Origin of the sequence: Paraburkholderia sp. CHISQ3, from assembly GCF_030464945.1 — a bacterium.
Lineage (GTDB): Bacteria > Pseudomonadota > Gammaproteobacteria > Burkholderiales > Burkholderiaceae > Paraburkholderia > Paraburkholderia megapolitana.
Genome location: NZ_JALPRG010000009.1, coordinates 260186 through 283683 on the forward strand (window position 1 = coordinate 260186; position 23498 = coordinate 283683).

Genomic DNA, 23498 nt, shown 5'->3' on the forward strand with positions numbered 1-23498 from the left:
GCACCATTCCTTTTCCGGAGTCGTCGTCATGAGCACTGCAACCTCGTTCGAGCAGCAACTGACGCAATGGCGTCACGGCCTGCACCGTCATCCGGAAACCGGCTTCGAGGAAGCGCACACGTCAGACTTCGTCGCGCAGGTGTTAGGCGGACTCGGCATGGAAGTGCATCGCGGCATCGGCAAAACAGGGCTGGTCGCGAGTCTGACACTTGGTAGCGGCCGTGGCGTAATCGGTTTGCGTGCCGAGATGGACGCGCTAAACATCGCCGAGGATGCAACCGCCCGCCCCTACGCGTCGCAGATCGCCGGTAAGTCGCACGCGTGCGGACACGACGGCCACATGACGATGATTCTCGGCGCCGCACAACTGCTGTGCGAGCGGCGCGACTTCGAGGGCACCGTGCGCTTCATCTTCCAGCCGGCGGAAGAGCATGGCCGCGGTGCGAAAGCGATGATCGACGACGGCCTGTTCGAACGCTTTCCCGTCGACGAGATCTACGGCGTGCACAACATGCCTGGCATGCCGGCAGGACACATCGCCACGCGCGTGGGCGGCATCATGGCCAGCGAAGACAACTTCACGATCCACGTGAAGGGGCGCGGCACGCACGCGGCGCGGCCGCACATGGGTGTCGATCCGATCGTGATTGCCGCGCAGATCGTGCTCGCGTTGCAAACCATCGTGTCGCGCACGCTCGACCCCGGCGTGCCCGCCGTCATCTCGTGCACCGAGATTCTCACCGACGGCATCCGTAATGCGATTCCGGGCAACGTGATCATCAAGGGCGATACGCGCAGCTATACGCCGGAGGTGCAGGCGCTGCTCGAAAAACGCATGCGCGAAATCAGCGAGGGATTGTGCGCGTTAAACGGCGCGCAATGCACGTTCGAATACACGCACGAGTTCGCGCCGACGGTGAACTGGGAAAGCTGTGTGCCGACCGTCGTCGAAGCGGCGACGCGCATCGTCGGAGCCGAGCGTGTCGAGGCAAACGTCCCGCCGATGATGATCTCCGAAGACTTCGGCGCCTTCTTGCGTGTCGTGCCGGGTGCCTTTGCGTTTATCGGCAACGGCGATGGTAGTGGCGACGGCCGCGGTAGCACGCCGCTGCACAACGCGCACTACGACTTCAACGACGATGTGCTGGTAACCGGCGCACGCTACTTCGCCGAAATTGCGCGCCTGCGATTGCCGCGCCTCGCACAGTAAATCGAAACCACCTGTACAAGACGATATGACGACGTTCATCACCAACCCGCAAGCCGTGCGCGACACCTACGACGCAGCGCTGCGGCAGATCATGAGTATCGAGCGCGCCGAAGAAAGCCGTCGCTGGCTCGCGCACTGGCCGATGCTTGCGGCCGGACCGACTCCGCTGTGGTCGCTGCCCGATCTCGCCGCGCGCCTCGGCATCGCGCAGCTTGCGCTCAAGGATGAATCGAAGCGCGCGTCGGCTGGCAGCTTCAAGGTGCTCGGTGCGCCGATTGCGCTCGTGCGATTGATCATCAGGCAGTTTGCCGCGCAGGGATGGAGCGCGGCGGATCTGTTTGCCGGGCGGCACGCGGAGGCGCTCGGCAGCTTCACTGTCGTCAGCGCCACCGACGGCAATCACGGCCGCGCGCTGGCTGCCGCTGCGCAGAGCATCGGCTGCCGCTGCGTGATCGTGATTCATCGGCACGTGAGCGACGAGCGGGCTGCATCGATTGCGGCGTTCGGTGCACGCGTGATTCGCATCGACGGCAATTACGATGCGTCGGTAGTCGAGGCCGCGCGTCTTGCCGAGGAACATGGCTGGCATGTCGTGTCGGACACGTCGTGGGACGGCTACGAAGAGATTCCACGCGATGTGATGCAGGGCTACGGCACGATCGCCGCCGAAGCGATCGAACAGGCCGGCGGCGCGTCGCACGTAACCGACTGTCCGTTTACGCACGTACTGTTGCAGGGTGGCGTGGGTGGGCTCGCCGCCGGCATCGTCAGTTATTTTGCGGAGATGTGGGGCGCGCAGCGACCGACGTTTATCGTCGTCGAGCCGCAGCAAGCCGACTGCCTGCTGCAAAGCGCGCTCGCACAGCGCGCGGCGCTCGCGACCGGTTCGGTCGATTCGGTGATGGCCGGGCTTGCGTGCGGTGCGACTTCGCCGTTGGCGTGGCGTTTTCTGGCGCCGTCGGTGGACGGCTTCATGACCGTCGATGACGACGAAGCCATCGCCGCGATGCGGCTCATCGCTGCAGGCGGGCCGCGGGATGTACCGATTGTCGGCGGTGAATCGGGTGTGGCGGGACTCGCGGGCCTGATCGCGCTTGTAAACCACGCCGAGTGGCGCGAACGTGCGGCACTCGATGCAGCTTCACGTGTGTTGCTAATCAACACCGAAGGGGCAACCGCGCCGGCTCTTTATCGCGAACTCGTCGGCCGTAGCGCGGACGATGTGCTTGCTGCGCAAGCGCGTCACCCTGGCAGCCGTTAAAGCGAAACGCTCAATACACCGCCCCGCAATGGCCCGTGAGCGGTATGCGCGGCGATCAACCGGGTCCGCTCAAGATCCCCTCGCGTTGACGCAGAACGCACACCGTCCGCACTCAATGCGCGAGCGAAGCAAACTCATCGGTCACGGCCGCGATCAACGCCTGCATCCGCGCGGTCTTGTACAGGTCGGCATGCGCGACGAGCCAAGCATCGAAGCGATCGGTGCGCTGCGGCATCACGCGCACCAGCTGCGGCTCGTGGTCGGCACGAAAGCACGGCAACTCGGTCACACCGAGCCCGGCGCAGGCGGCCTCGAACAGCATCATCGTCGACGAGGTCTGAAACACCACGCGCCCGCGCGTCGTCGGCTCGCCGCATAACGCGTCCCACATCGACGGCACGACCGGCTGCTCGTACATCACGAGGTCGTGTCCTTCGAACGCTTCGCCTTCACGCGGCTCGCCGCGCGCCGCCACATACGAATGCGACGCGTAGAGACCCGCTTCGAGCTGGGCCAGCCGCCGCGCGATCAGGTCCGGCGCGTCGGGCCGCAGCGTGCGGATCGCGAGATCGGCCTCGCGTCGCGTCAGGTTGGCGATGGCCGGCGAAGTCAGACAGACGATGTCGATGCCTGGATGCTCCTTGCGTACCCGCGCGATGGCGGGAATCACGAAGCGCTTCGCCAGCGAATCGGTCGTCGCGACGCGGATCGTGCCGGACAGCTGGTCGTCGAGCCCCGCGACGCGACGCTCGATCTGCAACGCAGCCTGCTCCATCGATTCGGCCGGTTCCAGCAGCGCCTCGCCCGCCGGCGTCAGTACGTACAACGTCGGCGTGCGCAGGAAGAGCCGCGCGGCCAGCGTTTCTTCGAGCGCGGCAATGCGCCTGCCGACCGTTGCCTGATCGACGCTCAGGCGCGCCGCCGCGCCGCGCAGCGTGCCCACCCGCGCTACGGCCAGAAAATAGCGTGCGTTGTCCCAGTTCATCGTCTTCCGCCTCCTTGTACGGGGTCTTGCACGTCCCGACGTACCCTCGCCCGATGATGCAATTCTGCATCATATACCTGCGAAATCACTGCTTTATTGCATCGTAGAACGTTTGTAGACTGCAGGCTATGAATCAGGAACCCGCCATGGCCGATTGCGCACTTGCCCCGCTGTCTCCTGCTACGACGTCGACCGACGACGCCGCGGCACGCCGCATCGCCAACCAGCGCCGCCTGACGCTCGCGCTCGTCGCGAGCGGCATGTTCATGGCGGTGCTCGACACGACAATCGTCAACGTCGCGCTGCCCGCGCTGCGCGCCGATCTGCACGCGAGCGTCGGCGGGCTCGCGTGGATCGTCGATGCGTACACGCTGAGCTTTGCCGCGCTGATCCTCGCCGGCGGTCTCGCCTCCGATCGCTTCGGCGCGAAAACCGTCTACCTGTGGGGACTGGCGCTGTTCGTCGGAGCATCCGCGGCGTGCGGACTGGCGCCGACGGTCGGCCCGCTGATCGTCGCGCGCTTCGTGCAAGGCATGGGCGCCGCGCTGTTCCTGCCGGCGTCGCTGGCAATCGTGCGCAGCACGTTCGAAGATCCACGCGAACGAGCCCGCGCGATTGCGATGTGGGCCGGCATTGCATCGGTGGCGGCGTCGATTGGACCGGTCGCGGGTGGCGTGCTGGTGGACGGCTTCGGCTGGCGCAGCGCGTTTCTGATCAATGTACCGACCGGCCTCGCCGCGCTTGCGGGCGCGTGGATCGTCGTGCGAAGCGCCACACGCAGCCGCGCGCGACGCTTCGACTGGGGCGGCCAGCTCGCGAGCATGGTCGCGCTCGGTGCGCTCTGCTACGCCGCCATCGAGCTGCCTACCCGCGGCCTCGCGTCACGCGAAGTCTGGGTGGCGGCACTCGTCGCGGGGCTCGCCACGCTGACGCTGATTGCCGTCGAGCGGCGCGCGCACGATCCAATGGTGCCCGTGCACTGGTTCCGCAATCGCGTGTTCGTCGCGATGAACCTTGCCGGCACGCTCGTCTATATCGGCTACTTCGGGTTGCTGTTTGTGCTGAGTCTGTATCTGCATGGCGAGCTCGGGCTCAATGCACGGCAGACCGGGCTTACGTTGCTGCCGCTCGCAGCAAGCCTGTCGCTCGGCAACCTGCTGTCGGGCAAGCTGCATGGTCGTTTCAGCGCGACTCAACTGATGGCGAGCGGCCTTGGACTCGCCGCGTGCGCTGTCCCCGCGATGGCCGCACTGCTCGAGGCGCACGCGCCGTGGCTGCTGGTGTACGGCACGATGGTCGCCTTCGGTATGGGCACGGCGCTGTCAGTTGCACCGATGATCTCGACGGTACTCGAACAGGTGCCCGCTGAACTGGCCGGTGTGGCGTCGGGTCTGCTCAACGCGTTGCGTCAGTCGGGCAGTCTGTTCGGCGTCGCCATCGCGGGGGCTGCGACGATTCTTGCGCCGCATCTTTCGGTGGCGTTGTGGGTGGTGGGCGCGGTGGGTTTTACGACCTATGCGATCGCAGCGGTGGTGGCCGGCACGGCTACGGCGACTACGGCGAGCAAGCGGAATGCCGCGCGGTAATCGCGTGAGCTTGCGCGCGGCGATCCGTAGCTAGACCTCCATACGCACAACTCCCGAACCTTCTCACCTTTGGCGTCCGGCCACGCTGCTTCGCGCAGATCCACGCGGCCTGCGATCTACCGTGACACAGCTGGCCGCACGAAGAACCGCCGCGTCAGATTAAATGCAACGAGGTTGCCGGCGACGACGAGCACGAGGCCGAGCACGGCGAGTGCGGACCACTGGTAGCCCTCGAATACCGTCGATACCGCAAGCGCCACGATCGGAAACAGCACCGTGCAGTACGCCGCGCGCTCCGGCCCGATCCGCCCGACGAGCGTCAGATACGCAGTGAAACCAATCACCGAGCCCGGCACCGCGAGATACGCAAGCGCGCCCAGATAGCGCGCAGTCGGTTCGACCGTGAACGGCAGACCCGCAAGCGCACTGCCAACCGTCAGCACGACGGCACCGATCAGCATCGCCCAGCTATTGGTCACGAGCGGATGCAGCCCCATCGATTGCATCCGGCTCGACAGCAGATTGCCTGCCGAAAAGCACAGCGTGCCGAGAAACGCGATGCCGAGGCCGAGCCACGTAGCGTGGTCGCCGATGTGGCCGGCCATCTGTTGCAGGAACAGGCACACGATACCGGCAAGGCCGAGCAACGCGCCGACGATCGCCGCCGGTTGCAGCGGCCGCCCCATGAACAACCGGCCATTGAGCGAATTCAACAGCGGCGCCGTGGAAAACACGACCGCTACGAGACCGCTCGGCACGACCTGCTCCGCGTAGTAGAAGCACAGGAAATTCACGCAGAACAACGCGAGGCCCTGCGCGACAAGAAAGCGCCATGCCTCGCGCGGCGGGAGCACGGGCCGACGCATCACACGCAGCAGCGCGAACAGCACTGCCGCGGCGAGCCAGAAGCGCCACGCAATCGACACCGGCGGCGCCACGACGCCGAGCTGCCACTTGATGGCAATCCAGGTGGTGCCCCAGATCAGGACGGTCAGCGCGTAGAGCGAAAGATTCATGACGGCTTGCGGTAAAAGGACCCGGACAATCCCGGAGCACGACTATGCGCCGCACGCCGTCGGGCCGCTTGTCCAGGATTGCGCACTTTTTCGCTGGCGCGGGCAGTGCTGACAGCTCACGCTCTATACTTCACCCATCATGTCCCGCCGCTCATCGCCTCCCGCTCCCGACGCCGTTTTGCTGCCTGCCGGAGCGCCCATTCCGCAAGCCGGTTCCGCCGATACCCCGTTCGGCCTGCAATCGGTATGTCATACGCTGCGCGACGCCAACGCAACGCTCGAACGTTTTGCATGGCTCGGCGACCACCTGGCCGTCGCCGAATGGACACGCCTCACTGAAGAAGCGGAAACCGTCTACGAACAGCCTGGCCATCACACACTGTCGTGCTATCTGGACGGCGGCTACCGCACCGAGCGCCAGAAGCTGCCGGGCCGCTTCGGCGCGCCGAGCCGTCTGTGCGCGCTGCCCGGCGATCACGAATCGCGCTGGTGGGTGCGCGGCCATATGCACTTCATCCATCTGTACTTCCTGCCCGAGCATTTCACGCAGCGCGCCGTTCAGGAACTGGACCGCGAGCCGCGCGAAATGACGCTTGCCGATCGCACTTACTTTGAGGATGCGCGTATCGCCAGCTTGTGTCAGTCGCTGGTGTTCGAGCAGTGGGATGATCCGGATGGGCGGCTGCGGACCAACGAAACAGCACACGAAGTTCTAAGTCTGCTGCTGCGTTCGCAGGGTGTGCGCCGGATCGGCGCGGCATTGAAGGGCGGGTTGTCGGTGGCGATACGCCGCAGGCTGCGTGACTACATCGATAGTCATTTGACGCAATCGATTACGCTCGGTGAGCTTGCCGGTGTCGCGGGTTTGTCGGAATTCCACTTTGCCCGGATGTTTCGCACATCGTTCGGTTTGCCGCCGCATGCGTGGGTTGCGCAGCAGCGTCTGGAACGTGCACGTACGCTGTTGCGTACGACCGCGCTTCCGCTAGTGCAGGTTGCTGCGGCGTGTGGGTATGCGAATGCCAGCCACTTTAGTCACCGGTTTCGCGAGGCGTTTGGGGTTGCGCCGGTGGTTTTTCGGCAGGCTGTGCAGGCGGCTTGATACGAGTGGCCTGTGTGGCTGTTCGCTTGAAAATTCGCCGGGTTCGACTACGCACTTCTTCCGTCTTTTCTGCCCGGTGCCTGTTGCCGCGGCCCGTCCACGACCGCTTCGACACGATTTATTCTAATTCGTCCACTTGAGACTTTTAGTCTATACTCGTTCGCTTATACGTCGCGAGCTACGTACGACGGCATATGCAAGCAACGAAACGCGTACCCAACCGGTGAGGCAGAAGTCATGAAGATCAGGGAATTCGGTGTCGAGCGCTGGATGGATCAGTACGAAAACCACTGCGAGCTGAATCTGGCCGAAACCTGTGTGGAATCGCTGACTGTCGAAGAGCTGCTCGATCTCGCTGGCAAGAAGGATGCGATCCTGGCCGACGTGCTGCCGATGAAGCTGACCTACGGAGCCATCGACGGTACCGAGCGGCTCCGTTCAAACGTCGCGTTGTTGTATGAGAAGCAAGCCGTGCCGAACGTGCTGATCACACACGGTGCGATCAGCGCGAACGCGCTGGTCTACGAAACCCTCGTCGAACCTGGCGATCACGTTATCTCGGTGTTGCCCACGTACCAGCAGCACTATTCGATTCCGGAGAGCTATGGCGCGCAGGTGGAGATTCTGCGACTGCGTCCCGAGAACGGTTTCCTGCCCGACCTCGACGAACTCAAGCGCATGATCCGGCCCGACACGCGGCTCATCGCGATCAACAATCCGAACAACCCCACCGGCTCGCTCATGGAGCGGCCGTTCCTCGAAGCGCTCGTCGCGATTGCGCGGTCCTGCGGCGCGTACATTCTGTGCGATGAGGTCTATCGCGGCACCGATCAGCATGGTGACGGCTTCACCGCATCGGTTGCGGACCTGTACGAAAAGGGCATCAGCACCGGCAGCATGTCAAAAACGTGGTCGCTTGCGGGCCTGCGGGTAGGCTGGATCGTCGCGCCGGTCGAACTGATCGGCCGTGTGCAGATTCACCGCGACTACAACACGATCAGCGTCGGCATGCTCAACGATCTGTTCGCGTCGATTGCGCTGGAGAACCGCGCCGCGTTGCTGAAGCGCAATCACGAGATCCTTCGCACCAACCTCGCGGTGCTCGATGCGTGGATCGCTAAAGAACCCGTGCTCTCGTATGTGAAACCGAAGTCCGGCACGACGGCGCTGGTGCGCGTCGATCTGCCGGTTTCGTCGCGTGACTTCTGCGTTGCGTTGCTGGAGAAGACTGGCGTGATGTTCACGCCCGGTAGCGCGCTCGACATGGAAGGCTACGTGCGTATCGGCTACACCAACAGCCGTGCGGTGCTCGAAGCGGGACTTGCACGCGTCTCCGAGTTTCTGACCACATACGCTGCACCGAGGTAAGCGACCATGGATCAACTGTACGAGCGCATCGTCGAAGCCCATCGCGCGATCCGGCCGCAGGTTGCAGTGACGCCGCTCACGCATAGTCCGCTGCTGTCCGCCGCGACCGGCTGCGACGTGTACCTCAAGTGTGAACATCTACAGCACACGGGCTCGTTCAAGTTCCGCGGCGCGACGAACAAGCTGCGCCTGCTCGATCCCGTGCTGCGTCGTAACGGCATCGCCGCTGTGTCGACCGGTAATCACGGTCAGGGTGTGGCACTGGCCGGCAAGCTCGCCGGCGTGCCGGTCACTGTATATGCGTCGGTGGCTGCATCGCCTGTAAAGCTCGAAGCAATGCGGGCGCTCGGCGCGAACGTCGTGACAATCGATGCCTCGACACTCGAAGTCGAACTCGAAGCCGCGCGTCGCGCGCAACGCGATGGCCTGCCGTTCGTGCCGCCGTACAACGACATCGACGTGATCGCCGGACAAGGCACGATCGGTATCGAACTCGCGGAGCAACATTCACAGCTTGCGGCGGTGTTCGCATCGGTGGGCGGCGGCGGAATGATCTCGGGCATCGGCGCCGCGCTCGAACAGGCGAGCCCGACTACCGATATCGTCGGTTGCTGGCCAACCAACGCGCCGGCGCTCTATCGATGCCTGGAGGCCGGCAAGGTGATCGACGTCGACGAAACCGATACGATCTCGGACGGCACTGCGGGCGGTGTCGAGCCTGGTGCGATCACGTTCGCGCTTGCACGGCGTTTGATCGACAGGACGGTGCTGGTTTCGGAAGACGAGATCAAGGCTGCGATGAAACGCCTTGCGCAGACTGATCGCTGGATGGTTGAAGGCGCGGCCGGCGTTGCGCTCGCGAGCATGCTGCGATGTGCTGCTGCCTATCGCGGCAAGGCAGTCGCGGTCGTTCTATGCGGGCGTAACATCATGCTCGACAAGTTCGTCGCGGCGGTGCAATGAAGATCCAGACGATGCCCGATGTCATCGTGCGTTTCGAAGCGACACAATAATCCGCGCAACCCGTACGAATGTCCTTCCTTGACTCGCTGTACGGTGCCGCGCAGGTCGTCCCGGGTTACCAGATTCCCCCCAGCGCCTTGACGAGCAAAACGCTGGCGTCCATCTGACGACGCTCCAGATCGACAGCGGTCCGCTCATTCGTCAATGCCGTGCTCTGCGCGGTCACCACTTCGAGATAGCCCATCGTCCCGATCCGGTACTGGTCCAATGCAAGCTGCAGGGTCTTCTGGGCCGACGCCACAGCTTCATTCTGCTTGCTGGCCTCCTGATGCAAGATACGCAGCGACGCGAGGTTGTCTTCCACCTGCTGGAAGGCGGTCAGCACGGTTTGGCGATAATCGGCCACGCTGGCATCGTATTGCGCCCGCGCCTTCTCGGTCATCGCGTGACGCCGACCGCCATCGAACAGGGTGCCGACCAGCGCCGGCCCGATCGCCCACATCTGCGACGGCGCAGTGAGCCAGTTCGTCAGTGTCGAACTCTCGATGCCTCCAGTGGCCGACAACACCAGATCGGGAAAGAACGCGGATTGCGCAATGCCGATCTGGTCGTTGGCCGCTGCGACGCGTCGCTCGGCAGCGGCGATGTCGGGCCGGCGCTGCAGCAGTTCCGAAGGCAACCCCACTGGAATCGCAGGCGGCGCGAAATCCGCAGTGGCAGGCGCTAACGTGAACGTCGACGCGGGCACGCCCGTCAGCGTCGCAATCGCGTGCTCGTATTGCGCGCGGGCAACACCGAGGTCGATATCCTGCGCTTCGGTCACCTGCAGTTGCGTCTCTGCCTCGCTCACGTCTGCCTGCGACGACACGCCGACCGTGAAGCGGCTTTTGGTCAGATCGAGCGTCTGCCGGTAGTCGGCAATCCTCTCGTCGAACAACTGTTTTGACGCGTCGAGTCCGCGCAGGTTGAAGTAGTCGACCGCCAGTTCGGCATGCACGCCTAGACGTACGCTCTCGAGATCGGCCGCGCTCGCCTCGGCACCGGCGCGCGCCGCATCGTTTTCATGCGCAATCCGGCCCCACAGATCCGGCTCCCAGCTCGCATCGAGCGCGCCCCCATAGTCGCCGAATGTCCTGCCAGCCGTCTGCTGATGGCCGATCACATTCGCCGAATCGTGCAGGCGGCTCGCGTTAGCGGTGGCGCCGACCGTCGGCAGATACGCGGCGTGCGCGGCCTGCACCATTGCGCGCGCTTCCTGAAGCTGCGCGACGGCCTTCTGGATCGTCTGGTTCGACACGTTGACGCGTGCTTCGAGTGCCGTCAGTTGCGGGTCGTTGAAGTGCGTCCACCATGCGCCGCGCGGTTCGGTATCGGCGGGCGCGGCGGCAATCCAGCCGGAGTCGGCCTGCAATGACGCTCCGGATGCCTCGCCGCCGGCTGTCGACAGCACGCCGCTCCCGGTGCCGTTCTCCTTATAAGCCGCGGGCACCGTCACCGTGGGTCGCACATAATCCGGTCCAATCGAGCAGCCTGTCGCGCTCAACACGCTGGCCACACAGAGCGTACCGAGCAGCAGCGAGCGGACCGAGTACAACCGCACAAGGTCGAACGGTCTGAGCTTCATGAGCGACCTCCCGCGCCATTCGCTGTGGCGTTCGAGGTTCCCGTACCCGCACTACTCAATACCCTCACGGCCTGACCATCGGTAATCGAGTCAGACGGATTGAGAATCACCCGGTCCGTCGCGGCGAGTCCGTCCGTCACTTCGATCCGCATGCCGAAGTCACGGCCGGGTTTGATCGTCTTCAGCAGCACTTTCTGCTGCGCATCGACGGTGGCGACCTGCAAGCCCTGTGGCCGGTACAGCAAGGTGTTGACCGGCAGCGACAGGCCCGGCCTCGCGCTGCGCACCGATACGCGTATCTGGCCGAACGAACCCGGCAGCACCGCACCGTCCGCATTCGGCACGTCGACCTCGATGCGCAGCGTGCGGGTGACCGGATTGATTGCGCCGCTGTTGCGCGCCACCGTCCCCGGCACGCAGCGGCCTGGAAATTGCGCGATCTCGAGGCACGCCGGTGTGCCGTCCAGCGACGTGCCCACTTCGTTCTGCGGCACATCCGCATAGACGCGCAGCAGGCTCGTCTGCGCCAGATCGAACATCTCTTTCGAGGGACCACCAGCGCTACCCGCATCGATCAACGCGCCGACGTCGACGTTGCGCGCGGTGATGACGCCATCGAACGGTGCATAGACTTTCTCATACGACTGCATTTGCGCAAGCCGTGCCACGTTCGACTGCGCTGCTGCGAGCGCCGCGTGTTTGGCTTGCGCATCGCTTTCCTTCATATCCGTTTCCTGCTGCGAGACCGCATGCGTCTGCACAAGCTGTTGCCAGCGCGTCGCCGTGACCTCGGCAAGCTGATCGTTCGCCTGCGCCTGCTGCGCATCCGCGCGGGCCTGACGAAGCGCGGCATCCACTTCGGGGGCATCGATCCTCGCCAGCAACTGGCCGGCTTTCACATGCGTGCCGATGTCCGCATACCAGGCCTTCAGATAACCGTTGGTGCGCGCAAAAATCGCCGTCTGCTGATTGGCCTCGATATCGGCGGGCAACACCAGCGTCTGGTCCGGCGGCGCGACGACGGGTTGCGTAATCTGGACGGCCTGCACGGCAAGCGCCGCGGTTTGCCGTCGCAACGCGGCGCGCGCATCGAGTCGCGGCACGATGCCCACGGCCAGCGCCAGTGCCAGGCCCGCGGCGATTGCAGCAAGACGCAACGCGCGACGCTTGCGGTCGACCGCAGCCGGTGCGGACTCGGGATGTTGAGTGGACATACGACGTACTCCGGTCAAGTCAGATGAGATCAGGTCAGGTCGGATTGCGGCACACCGTGCGGCCGGCGCTTCGCGAGCCAGCCGTGCACGAGCGAGAACACCACCGGCAGGAAGATCAGCGTCGTGACCGTGCCGATCATCAGGCCGCCGATTACCGCCCTACCGAGCGGTGCGTTCTGCTCGCCGCCGTCGCCCATGCCGAGCGCCATCGGCACCATGCCGATCACCATTGCGAGCGCCGTCATCAGCACCGGACGAAACCGCCCGACACCGGCGGCCAGCGCCGCCTGCAGCGGTGCCATGCCTTGCGCCAGTTGCTCGCGTGCGAAGTTCACCACCAGAATGCTGTTAGCCGTCGCCACGCCGATGCACATCATGGCGCCGGTCAATGCGGGCACGCTCAGCGTCGTGCGTGTCACGAACAGCATCCACACGATGCCGGTCATCGCACCGGGCAAACCGGCGATGATCACGAGAGGATCGAGCCACGACTGGAAATTGACCACCATCAGCAGGTACACGAGCAGCACCGCGAAGGCGATGCCCATCGCCAGACCGTCGAACGAACTCTGCATGGTCTGCACCTGGCCGCGAATCACGACACGCACGCCGCGCGGCAAGTCCGCTTTGGAGGCGTCCACGATCTTCGTCACGTCCGTCGCTACACCGCCAAGATCGCGGCCCTGCACCGAGCCGAAGATATCGATCACCGGCTGCACGTTGTAGTGCGACACCACTGCCTGCTCGGTTGCTCGCGAGAACGTGCCGAGCGAACCGAGAATGCCGCTCACGCCGCCCGCGTTACTGCCCGAGCCGCCGGTGCCCGGCGTGAAGGTCGACGCTAGCGGGATATTGGCGAGCGCCTGCAGCGAGTTGATGTCGTATTGCGGCGCTTCCGTCGTCACCGGGTAGCTCACACCGTTCTGCGGATTGAGCCAGAAGTTCGGCGAAGTCTGCGAGCTGCCCGAGAGCGCGATCAGCAGACTGCGCGCGACGTCCTGCTGTTGCAGTCTTGCCTGCAGTGCTTTCGTGCGGTCGACGTCGACATCGATCGCCGGCTGGTCATCCGGCTGCTGGATGCGCAGATCGACGAGTCCCTCTACATTGCGCAGTTTGTTCAGCAACGTATCGGCGAAGGCACGGTTGTCGTTGAGGTTGTTACCGACCACCTGAATGTCGATCGGAGCCGGCAGTCCGAAGTTGAGAATCTGGCTGACCATGTCGGCGGGCAGGAACGAAAACGTCACGGCCGGGAATTGCTCGTCGAGCATCTGCCGCAGCTTCGCAACGTACTGCGCGGTCGGCTTGTGGTTTGCGTTCAGCGTGATCAGGATGTCCGCATCGGCCGAGCCGATCGGCGCGGAGCTGCTGTACGACAGGTTGATACCGCTGGTCGGCAGACCGATGTTGTCGACGATGGTGGTGAGCTCGCTGGCCGGAATCACGGCGCGAATGCTGTTCTCGATTTCGTCGGCGAGGCGCGCGGTCTGCTCGATGCGCGTGCCGGTCTTCGCCCGCATATGCAGACGGATCTGCCCGGAATCGATCTGCGGAAAGAAATCGCGACCGAGAAACGGCACCAGCGCCAGCGAGCCGATACACACAAGCAGAAAGCCCGCGATAAAGCGCCGCGGCGTAACGAGTGCCCGCTCGAGCACACGCTGGTAACGGTCCCGCAGCCCTTCGAAGCCCGCTTCGAAACGCTTCTGGAAGCGCTCGAAGCGGTTCAGCGAACGTGTGTACTGGATGCCTTCCTCGCCTGCCGGACGCGAGCGGCGCAGCAGGTACATCGCCAGCGTCGGCACCAGCGTGCGCGACAGAAAATACGAGGCCAGCATCGCGAACACTACGGCTTCCGCAAGCGGCGTGAACAGATAGCGGGCCACACCGGACAGCAGCAGCATCGGTACGAACACGATGCAGATGGACAGCGTCGAGATCAGGGTCGGCACGGCGATCTCGCCGGACCCGTCGAGAATCGCCTGCAGCAAGGGCTGGCCTTTCTCGAGATGGTGCGTGATGTTCTCGATCGCGACCGTCGCGTCGTCAACCAGAATCCCGACCGCCAGCGCCAGCCCGCCGAGCGTCATGATGTTGATGGTCTGGCCGAGCAGCGACAGCATGATCAGCGACGAGATCATCGCGAGCGGAATCGAGATCGCAATGATCAACGTCGCGCGCCAGCTGCCGAGAAACAGCAGGATCATCACCGCGGTCAGACCCGCCGCAATCAGCCCTTCGCGAATCACGCCCCGCACCGCGGACTTGACGAATACGGACTGGTCCGTGACGGTCTGGATATCGAGCGCGCTCGGCATTTCGGCGCGAATCCGCGGCAGCAAGCTCTTGATATTGGCAATGATGTCGAGCGTCGACACATTGCCGCTCTTTTCCACTTCGAGTAGCGCGGCACGCTGACCGTCATGGCGCACGATATTGGTCTGCGGTGCATAACCGTCGCGTACGGTGGCGACGTCGCGCACATAGGTCACGGTGCCGTCGGGCTGCGTGCGGATCGGGATCGCGTTCAGTTCCGCCACCGAGCGCGCCGCGCCGTTCATGTTCACGTTGTATTCGAAGGTGCCGATCTTGGCCGTGCCGCCCGGCAACACCAGGTTCTGCGCGTTGACGGCATTGACCACATCCGTGGGTGTCAGGTGCTTCGCCTGGAGTGCCTGCTCGTTGATATCGACCATGATCTGCCGCACCTTGCCGCCGTACGGAATCGGTACGGCCGCCCCTTCGACGGTGGCCAGTTGCGTGCGGATAAAGTTGTTGCCGAGGTCGTAGAGCGTCTGTTCCGGGAGCGTCTTGCTCGACAGCGCCAGTTCCATGATCGGTACTGTCGACGCGTTATACGTCAGCACGAGCGGCGGTAGCGTGCCGGGCGGCAGCACGCGCAGCAGCGACTGGGCGCTCGTCGACGCCTCCGTCATGGCCCGCGTGATATCCGCACCCGGGTGAAAAAACACCTTGATGACCGCCACACCGTTGAGCGACTGCGATTCGACATGCTCGATATCGCCGACATCCGAGGTCAAGGCGCGTTCATACGGCGAGACGATGCGGTGCGCCATATCCTCCGACGACATGCCGGTGTAGCTCCACACGATGCTGATCACCGGGATGTCGATGTTCGGGAAAATATCGACGGGCGTGCGCAGGATCATCAGCGGCCCGATGATCAGAAGCAGCAGCGCCAGCACGACGAACGTGTACGGGCGACGGAGAGCGACTTTGACGATCCACATGAGAAGACGACGCCTGAAGGGAAGCAATGGCCGCAGTCTAGTGAGCCGCGTTTTGCGTCGCGATTGCGCCTGCATGACAAACCCGTAATGAACCGCGAGGCGCCGCCCGGGTATCATCGGCAGCATCTGCCGGGCTCGAAACCGACGGCAAACTAGACCAACCCGAAAGCAACCCGATGGAGGGCGACTGCGATGAAGGTCCTCGTGATCGAAGACGAACCGAAGGCTGGCGATTACCTCAAGAAGGGTCTGGAAGAGTCGGGCTTCGTGGTTGACGTGGCGCGCAGCGGCGTAGACGGCCTGCACCTGGCACTCGAAGAATCGTACGACGTCGTCGTGCTCGACGTGATGCTGCCAGGCATGGACGGCTGGCAGGTACTGCAGGAATTGCGGGGCCGCAAGGACACGCCGGTCCTGTTTCTGACCGCGCGCGACGAGATCGAAGATCGCGTACGCGGCCTCGAACTCGGCGCCGACGACTATCTGATCAAACCGTTCGCATTCGTCGAACTGCTCGCCCGGGTGCGCACACTGGCGCGCCGCGGCCAGACGCGCGAGAGCGACACACTGACGATCGGCGACCTCGAGATCAACGCGAACCAGCGCAAGGTGCGGCGCGCGGGCCAGCGCATCGACCTCACGCCGCGCGAGTTCGCGTTGCTGCATCTGCTCGCGCGACGCAGCGGCGAAGTGCTGAGCCGCACGCAGATCGCGTCGTATGTGTGGGACATGAATTTCGATAGCGACACTAACGTCGTCGATGTGGCGATTCGCCGGTTGCGCGCGAAGATCGACGACAACTATGCCGTGAAGCTGGTGCACACCGTGCGCGGGGTCGGCTATGTGCTCGAAGTGAAGGACGCATGATGCGTGAACTCTCCCTGACCGCCAGACTCGCGACCTGGTTTGCGCTGATCACCGTGCTGGTATTCGGTGTGGGCGGTGGCGTGCTGTATCACGCGATGGCGCAGCAAATCCGTGCCCAGGACGATTTCGACCTGGTGCTGACTGCCCGGCATCTGCGACGCCTTGCCGAAGAACTGGATTCGCCACAAGGCGTCGTGCTGCACGAATCCCGGCTCGACAGCCTCGTGCTCGGCAATCAGGCGTTCTTCCTGAGAGTGCAGGACGAAAGCGGTCACGTGCTGCTCGATCGCAATCCATCACACATTGCGATCGGCGACCTGAAGGAAGTAAAACCAACGAACCGGATTCTCGAGCACGACGTGCAGGAGTGGCATACGCCGGGCGGCCTGACGATGCGCGGCGTTGCCACCGATATCGCGCTGAGCGATGGCTCGGTGGTGGACGCTGTAGTGGGGCGCGAGATGAGCGATCGCGAAGCACTGCTCGCACGCTATCGCAACACGTTGTACCTGACGACGCTGAGCGCGCTGCTGGCGACGCTCGTGCTCGGCTATCTCGCCGTGCGCGTATCGTTGCGCCCGCTGCGCGATATCGCAGGCAGCGCAACCCATGTCACGGTGGGCAAACTCGATACGCGCATTCCGTCCGGCGGCGTACCGCGCGAACTTGCGGCTCTCGTCAGCGCGCTGAACTCGATGCTCGCGCGGCTCGAACTAGGTTTTCAACGGCTGTCGCAATTCACCGCGGATCTCGCGCACGATCTGCGCACGCCGCTCGGCAATATGCGCGGCGCAAGCGAAGTGGCGCTCGCGCGTTCACGCTCGGCCGACGAATATCAGGCCGTGCTGATATCGAATATCGAAGAGTGCGAGCGTTTGTCGCGGATGGTGGAAAACGTGCTGTTTCTCGCCCGCGCCGACAATCCGCAATACATGACGACGGCAACCCGCTTTCCTGTGCGCGACGAGCTTCAGCGCGTGGCCGAATACTTCGAAGGCATCGCCGACGATGCGGGCATCGCGATTCAAGTCGCGGCGAGCGGCCAGTTGCATGCGGACATCGATCTGTTTCGCCGCGCGGTCAGCAATCTGCTGGCGAACGCGTTGCGTTATACGCCGCGGGGCGACACAGTCACGCTGACAGCCAGCGAAACTCACGACGGGGTAACGGTGACGGTCGCCAATCCCGGCACACCGATCGCGCAACAACATCTGTCGCGGCTGTTCGACCGCTTCTACCGCGTCGACGAATCGCGCAGTAATCCGTCGGGCTCGACCGGCCTGGGACTTGCCATCGTGCGAACCATCATGGAACTGCACGGCGGCAGTGCATCCGTCGAAAGCGACACAACCGCCACGCAGTTCCATCTGCATTTTCCGCTCCGCTGAGCACCTGGCAGTTCTCCGTCATTTCGCTGCGGTACTGACGTTGTCGTGCATGTAGCGCGCCTGATATTCGGTGCGGTTGCGGGCAATCGTCTGTGCTGACGGCGGGTAGTCGGTCTTCGAAACGGGAAGCAGCCCGTCCGCTTCGGCCCGGATCAGCTCGGCGCGAACCTCGGCGCGGGTCTTGCCGGTATTCACTGCGGCATTGCCAGGGTCCACGTTCTGCGCGAACGCGGCTTGACCGAACGAGAACATCGCGCCAACGAGTGTGGCGAGTACGGCATATCGAATGGGTTTCATGAGAGGCTCCTGAGTAAGGGTTTGCCGGCTTCACGATTGCCTCGTGCTTCACCGGACACGTAGCTATCAGGCTACGAACCCATTCTCGGCAGCAGCGGTTTGCGTCGCGGTGACGCGGACATGACGAATCTGTAACCTCGTGTTGGGTTATCGCTTCAGGCAGCGATAAAACGACTAGCTCGCTGCTTTCAGCGCCCGCTCCAGCACCCGCACAACATGCAGCGCATCGACACCCGCGCCGTCATGAATCTGATGCCGGCAACTCGTACCGTCCGCCACCGTCACCGTATCCGCACCCGCGCGCCGCACAGCCGGCAGCAGCGACAACTCCGCCATCGCCAGCGACGCATCGTAGTGCTCGGCCTCATACCCGAAGCTACCGGCCATCCCACAGCACGACGACTCCACCGTCGACACCTTCAGCTGCGGAATCCATCCCAGCACGGTCTGCACCGGGGTGAACGCAGCAAACGCTTTCTGATGACAATGCCCATGCACGAGCGCCTGTGACGCCTCCGGCAACGGCTGCAGATCGAGCTGCATCCGTCCCGCCTCTGCCTCGCGAACGAGAAATTCTTCAAACAGGAAAGCAAGCTTCGACAGCTTCACGGCATCGTCGCCGAAGCCGTAGTGCAGGAATTCATCGCGCAAAGTAAGTAGGCACGACGGTTCGAGGCCGACCACCGGCACACCGCGCGCGACGAACGGTCGCAACGCATCGAGCATGCGGCGCGCTTCCCGCTTCGCTTCATCGACGAGCCCGGCCGCGAGAAACGTACGGCCGCAACACAACGGCCGCTCGCCTGCCACCGTGTTGAAATGCACCGTATAACCCGCCGCTTCCAGCACGCGTTGCGCTGCACGCGCGTTGTCGGGTTCGATATGGTTGTTGAACGTATCGACGAACAGCAACACCTCTTTCTGCGCGACTGCGTTCGACACTGGCGCAACAAGCGGCGGTACCGTCGACAGAAACGATTTGCTGAAACGCGGCAACGCGCGCTGCGCCGCGAAGCCGAGCATGCGCCGCGTCCATGCGGACAACACCGGTACGTTGTTCGCCAGCGCGACGAGTCGAGGCATACGACTCGCAAACGGCGCATACCGCGGCAGGTACGCGACCAGCTTCTCGCGCATCCGCACACCATGGCGGCCAGCCCAGGCCGCACGCGCTTCGATCTTCAGCTTCGCCATATCGACGCCGGTCGGGCAATCGCGCTTGCAGCCCTTGCACGACACACACAGGTCGAGCGCATCCTTCACTTCGACGCTAGCCAGCCCGGCATCGCCGAGCTGTCCCGACAGCGCGAGGCGCAGTGTGTTCGCGCGACCACGCGTGACATGTTGCTCGTCCTTCGTCACGCGATAGCTCGGGCACATCGTGCCCGCATCGAACTTGCGGCAATGGCCGTTGTTGTTGCACATTTCGACCGCTTTCGCGAGCCCGCCGGTCAGATCGCCGCCGCTACCGGCCGGCGTTTCGGCGCCGGTCAACGGATCGCGTTCGACGTTCCATGCGGACCAGTCGAGCGCGGGAGTCAGCGCGCGCTCGCGATACCCAGGCGCGAAGCGGAAATGACGTGCGTCATCCATCGCCGGCGGACGCACGATCTTGTCCGGATTGAAGCGGTTGTCCGGATCGAGCAGCTGCTTGATCTCTCCGAATGCCCGGTTCAAACGCGGACCGTACTGCCACGCGATCCATTCGCCGCGACACAACCCGTCGCCGTGCTCGCCCGAATACGCGCCCTTGTATTCGCGCACGAGCGCCGCCGCTTCATCTGCGATGGCGCGCATCTTGTGCGCGCCGTCACGACGCATGTCGAGAATCGGCCGCACGTGCAGCGTGCCAACGCTCGCGTGCGCGTACCACGTGCCTTCGGTGCCGTGACGATGAAACACCTCGGTCAGGCGGCTCGTGTAGTCGGCGAGATGTTCGAGCGGCACCGCGCAATCTTCGATAAACGACACCGGCTTACCGTCGCCCTTCATGCTCATCATGATGTTCAGACCGGCCTTGCGCACTTCCCACAAGGCCTTTTGCGCATTCGCGTCCGGCATCTGCACGACCGACCCGGGCAAGCCAAGATCGCCCATCAACTCGGTCAGTTGGCCGAGCGCGGCGAGCTGCACATCGCGCGCATCGCCGGCGAACTCGACCAGCAGGATCGCTTCTGGCGCGCCAACCAGCGCCTGCTCGATCACCGGACGAAACGCCGGGTTGCCGATCGCGAGATCGATCATCGTGCGATCGACCAGTTCGACTGCAACCGGATGCAGCTTGACGATGTGTTGCGTGAGTTCCATCGCCTGCCGGAAAGTCGGGAAGTTCACGACGCCGAGTGCCTTGTGTGCCGGCAATGGCGCAAGCTTCAACGTCAGCTGCCGACTGAACGCGAGCGTGCCTTCCGAGCCGACCAGCAGATGCGCGAGGTTCGCCGAACCATCGTCGGTATAGGCGCGCGGGTTCTGGCAGTCGAACAGGTCGATGTTATAGCCGCCCACACGACGCAACACTTTCGGCACGCGTTCGACGATCTCATCGCGTTCGCGCAACGCGATGCGTTTCAATCCATCGACGATCTGCTGCATCCACGCACCGTCCGGCGCCGTATGCAACGACCCAAAGCGCGCGTTTGTACCGTCCGCAAGCACGGCATCGATCGCGTCGACGTTGTGCACCATGTTGCCGTATTCGATCGAGCGCGAGCCGCACGAGTTGTTGCCGGCCATTCCGCCGATCGTGCACTGCGCAGCCGTCGATACATCCACCGGAAACCACAAGCCATGTGGCTTCAGCCACGCGTTCAGATGATCGAGCACGACGCCGGGTTCGACGGTGACGGTGCGCGCGGCTGCATCGAACGCGACGATGTTGTTCAGCCATTTGCTCGTATCGATCACCAGCGCTTCGCCTACCGTCTGTCCGCACTGGCTCGTGCCCGCGCCGCGCGCAAGCACCGGCACTTTTTCGCCGCGCGCGACTTCGAGCGCGATGCGCAGATCGTCCTGATCGCGCGGCACGACGACGCCGAGCGGCGTGATCTGATAGATCGACGCATCGGTTGCATAGCGGCCGCGGCTGGCTGCATCGAACAGCACGTCTCCTTGCAGCGCACTGCGCAGGCGGCTTGCGAGCGGCGTCAACATGCGCGACGCGGTCGGCACCAGATGAATCGGTTGCGCGAGCAGTGAAGCAGTGGGATTCGTCATGAGGTCGTCGATCGGGGAGATGGGCTACACGCTACGTTCAACGCAGCACGAGATTCACCGGAGCGAGGCCATCGATATGCCCGCTCAGTTCGCCCGCGGTTTCCGGGAAGAACATGCCGGTGTACGAGCCAGTCGTGATCACCCATTCGGGCGTCACTGCAATGCGCAGCTTGCGAGTGCAATGATTGACGAGCCATGGCAGCAACCGCCGCGGATCGCCCGCTGGATTCGACGGTGCGTTGTGCAACACGTCGCGACCTTCAAAGTGAAGTTGCAACGCGGGTGCGACGAACGGGAAGTCCGTGCGATAACGCGTGAACTCGCCGACAATCAGCGCCCCGTGATTCTGCAGATCGGCGAGCTGCGCAAGCCGGTCGATTTCGGGCCAGCCCGTGTAGCGACTCGCCACGATCTCGACGGCGGCAGCGATCCCATCGATACCTGCGAGTACTTCGGCATCGCTGTACGGCTCATTCGATGGTTCGAAGCGGCGCGCAAAACGAAACGCGATCTCCAGCTCGAGACCCGCCGGCACGTACTCGCTGCGCGTCAGGCGCGCACCGCTCGCGTGGATGCCGGCAGCCGGCAACGGTGCGCCCTGCACCGCCGCTACCGGCGATTTCGCGCCAACCTTCCAGCCGCCGATGCGCGCATCGGCAAGCCACAGCGTCTCGTGCTGGATCGCATACGCGGCATCGGCGTCTGCAGGCACGAGGTCCGGTGCGGGTGCGTCGAGCCGCGTACGCGCCGCGCGGGCACTCGCGAGCATCTCGCTCAATGCATGAAGTGGCGCATCCAGGCGCCCGGCGAACGAGCTCATGCTCCGACTCCTGTTACCGGCGGATGTGCGCCTGGGGGCACGTCCAGTTCGAAACGGCTGTCGGGCTGCATGCGGAACGCGAGCACGACGCCAATCGCCATCAACAGCATGCTGCCGGCAAACGGCAGCTCCCAGCTACCGAACGTATCGATCAGGAAACCCGAGAAAACCGGCGAGATGATCGCCGCGAGCGCAGAGCCGGTATTCATCATGCCGCTCGCGGTGCCCGAATACTGCGGCGCGATGTCCATCGGAATCGCCCACATCGGACCGATCGTCATTTCCGCAAAGAAGAAGCCGCCCGCGAGACATACCATCGAGACATACAGGTTGTGCACGAACATCAACGGCACCAGCGAAAGCAGGGTAAGCAGCATGCAGATCGACACCATCCAGCTGCGCGCCCGCTTCAGGCTGCGCGTGCGTTCGAACAGACGATCGGTCACCACGCCGCCGAGCGTATCGCCCAGCACCCCCGCGAAAAACACCGCCGAGGCAAACACCGCCGACTTCTTCAGATCGAGCTGATAGCTATGCAGGAAGTACTGTGGAATCCAGCTCAGAAACAGCCACAACGTCCAGCCGTAGCAGAAGTACACAATCGTGACCGGCGTCATGCGCTTGAAGAGACGCCGCCACGGCACGTCGGCGGCTTTCGGTTTCGGCGCGGGCAACACGTCGAGTTCGTCCGTCGTGATACGCGGATGATCCTTCGGATATTCGGTGAACGTCACCGCCCACACAATCACCCACAACAGACTGATCGCGCCGCAGATATAGAACGATTCGCGCCAGCCCCACGTCGCCATCACGAGCACGATCGCACCGGGAGCGATGGCGTTGCCGATGCGCGCTGCGGCATGCGTGATGCCCTGCGCGAAGCCGCGCCGTTCTTTCGCAACCCAGCGCGACATCGCGGCGGTGGCCGCCGGAAACGTGGCGCCCTCACCGAAGCCGAGCAGAAGGCGAGCGGCGAGCAGCGACGTGAGACCTCCGGCAAAACCCGTCAGCAGCGTGGCCAGTGCCCAGATCGCACCGCACGCGATCAGAGTGCGCTTCGCGCCGAAACGATCGCTTACCCAGCCGCCGACAATCTGGAACACGAGATACGGATACGCGAACGCCGAGAACACCAGTCCGACTTCGGTATGCGACAGCTGAAACTCCTTGCCGAACCCGGCCGCCGCAGTGCTGACGTTGACGCGGTCGAGGTACGTGATGAAGTACATGATGCACAGCATGATGAGAACGATACTGGTCGGACTGGTCACGCGAAACCGCTTCATCGTTTGTCTCCGTTGCTGGTCGACGGCGCGCCGGTGTGGGTCCGGCG

17 protein-coding genes are annotated in these 23498 nt (G+C 63.9%); 8 read left to right on the forward strand and 9 right to left on the reverse strand.

Annotated elements, in window-relative coordinates; genetic code table 11:
• The first annotated feature begins 28 nt into the window (after window positions 1–28).
• Window positions 29–1210: a M20 aminoacylase family protein gene (locus M0D65_RS22275; protein ID WP_266254593.1), complete on the forward strand. Its 1182-nt coding sequence runs from the start codon at window positions 29–31 to the stop codon at window positions 1208–1210.
• A 25-nt stretch (window positions 1211–1235) separates the two neighbouring features.
• Window positions 1236–2471 carry a diaminopropionate ammonia-lyase gene (locus tag M0D65_RS22280; RefSeq protein ID WP_266254594.1) on the forward strand — a complete coding sequence of 412 codons (1236 nt, stop codon included), beginning with the start codon at window positions 1236–1238 and terminating at the stop codon, window positions 2469–2471.
• Between the two features lie 112 nt (window positions 2472–2583).
• Here the strand turns inward: M0D65_RS22280 and M0D65_RS22285 are convergent, their stop codons facing one another.
• Window positions 2584–3456: a LysR family transcriptional regulator gene (locus M0D65_RS22285; RefSeq protein ID WP_091012268.1), complete on the reverse strand. Its 873-nt coding sequence runs from the start codon at window positions 3454–3456 to the stop codon at window positions 2584–2586.
• Window positions 3457–3602: 146 nt separating this feature from the next.
• On the opposite strand from M0D65_RS22285, the gene M0D65_RS22290 reads away from it, so the two are divergent.
• Window positions 3603–5042: an MFS transporter gene (locus M0D65_RS22290; RefSeq protein ID WP_308076698.1), complete on the forward strand. Its 1440-nt coding sequence runs from the start codon at window positions 3603–3605 to the stop codon at window positions 5040–5042.
• Window positions 5043–5158: 116 nt separating this feature from the next.
• On the opposite strand, the gene M0D65_RS22295 is transcribed toward M0D65_RS22290, so the two are convergent.
• The gene (locus M0D65_RS22295; protein ID WP_266254596.1) at window positions 5159–6058 is read right to left on the reverse strand and encodes a DMT family transporter; all 900 of its coding nucleotides are present in this window, start codon (window positions 6056–6058) and stop codon (window positions 5159–5161) included.
• Between the two features lie 139 nt (window positions 6059–6197).
• On the opposite strand from M0D65_RS22295, the gene M0D65_RS22300 reads away from it, so the two are divergent.
• From M0D65_RS22300 to M0D65_RS22310, 3 genes are all read left to right on the forward strand, one after another.
• Entirely contained in the window at window positions 6198–7160 is a 963-nt protein-coding gene (locus M0D65_RS22300; RefSeq protein WP_266254597.1) for a helix-turn-helix domain-containing protein, read from the forward strand.
• Between the two features lie 237 nt (window positions 7161–7397).
• The gene (locus tag M0D65_RS22305; RefSeq protein WP_266254598.1) at window positions 7398–8528 is read left to right on the forward strand and encodes an aminotransferase; all 1131 of its coding nucleotides are present in this window, start codon (window positions 7398–7400) and stop codon (window positions 8526–8528) included.
• Between the two features lie 6 nt (window positions 8529–8534).
• Window positions 8535–9491, forward strand: coding sequence for a threonine/serine dehydratase (locus M0D65_RS22310; RefSeq protein ID WP_266254599.1), 957 nt, complete (start codon window positions 8535–8537; stop codon window positions 9489–9491).
• Window positions 9492–9606: 115 nt separating this feature from the next.
• On the opposite strand, the gene M0D65_RS22315 is transcribed toward M0D65_RS22310, so the two are convergent.
• From M0D65_RS22315 to M0D65_RS22325, 3 genes are read right to left on the reverse strand one after another with little or no spacing between them, the layout of a single operon-like run.
• The gene (locus tag M0D65_RS22315; protein WP_266254600.1) at window positions 9607–11115 is read right to left on the reverse strand and encodes an efflux transporter outer membrane subunit; all 1509 of its coding nucleotides are present in this window, start codon (window positions 11113–11115) and stop codon (window positions 9607–9609) included.
• Complete coding sequence (locus M0D65_RS22320; protein WP_266254601.1) at window positions 11112–12329, reverse strand: efflux RND transporter periplasmic adaptor subunit; 1218 nt, start codon at window positions 12327–12329, stop codon at window positions 11112–11114. Before M0D65_RS22320 ends, M0D65_RS22315 begins: the two co-directional genes overlap by 4 nt.
• 29 nt (window positions 12330–12358) lie before the next feature.
• The gene (locus tag M0D65_RS22325; RefSeq protein ID WP_266254602.1) at window positions 12359–15580 is read right to left on the reverse strand and encodes an efflux RND transporter permease subunit; all 3222 of its coding nucleotides are present in this window, start codon (window positions 15578–15580) and stop codon (window positions 12359–12361) included.
• Between the two features lie 192 nt (window positions 15581–15772).
• Between M0D65_RS22325 and M0D65_RS22330 the strand changes: the two genes are divergently transcribed.
• Both M0D65_RS22330 and M0D65_RS22335 read left to right on the forward strand, forming a co-directional pair.
• Window positions 15773–16447, forward strand: coding sequence for a heavy metal response regulator transcription factor (locus M0D65_RS22330; RefSeq protein ID WP_266254603.1), 675 nt, complete (start codon window positions 15773–15775; stop codon window positions 16445–16447).
• Window positions 16447–17835 (forward strand): heavy metal sensor histidine kinase, encoded by a 1389-nt coding sequence (locus tag M0D65_RS22335; protein ID WP_266254604.1) that lies wholly within the window; start codon window positions 16447–16449, stop codon window positions 17833–17835. Before M0D65_RS22330 ends, M0D65_RS22335 begins: the two co-directional genes overlap by 1 nt.
• Before the next feature lie 18 nt (window positions 17836–17853).
• Here M0D65_RS22335 and M0D65_RS22340 read toward each other — a convergent pair whose 3' ends face one another.
• The 4 genes from M0D65_RS22340 to M0D65_RS22355 form a co-directional block, all read right to left on the reverse strand.
• Window positions 17854–18132 carry a DUF4148 domain-containing protein gene (locus M0D65_RS22340; RefSeq protein WP_266254605.1) on the reverse strand — a complete coding sequence of 93 codons (279 nt, stop codon included), beginning with the start codon at window positions 18130–18132 and terminating at the stop codon, window positions 17854–17856.
• 174 nt (window positions 18133–18306) lie between these two features.
• Window positions 18307–21345, reverse strand: coding sequence for an FAD-binding and (Fe-S)-binding domain-containing protein (locus tag M0D65_RS22345; RefSeq protein WP_266254606.1), 3039 nt, complete (start codon window positions 21343–21345; stop codon window positions 18307–18309).
• A 37-nt stretch (window positions 21346–21382) separates the two neighbouring features.
• Entirely contained in the window at window positions 21383–22114 is a 732-nt protein-coding gene (locus M0D65_RS22350; protein ID WP_266254653.1) for a 2-keto-4-pentenoate hydratase, read from the reverse strand.
• Window positions 22115–22161: 47 nt separating this feature from the next.
• Window positions 22162–23451, reverse strand: a complete 1290-nt coding sequence (locus M0D65_RS22355) for an MFS transporter (RefSeq protein WP_091012242.1) — start codon at window positions 23449–23451, stop codon at window positions 22162–22164.
• Window positions 23452–23498 lie beyond the last annotated feature (47 nt).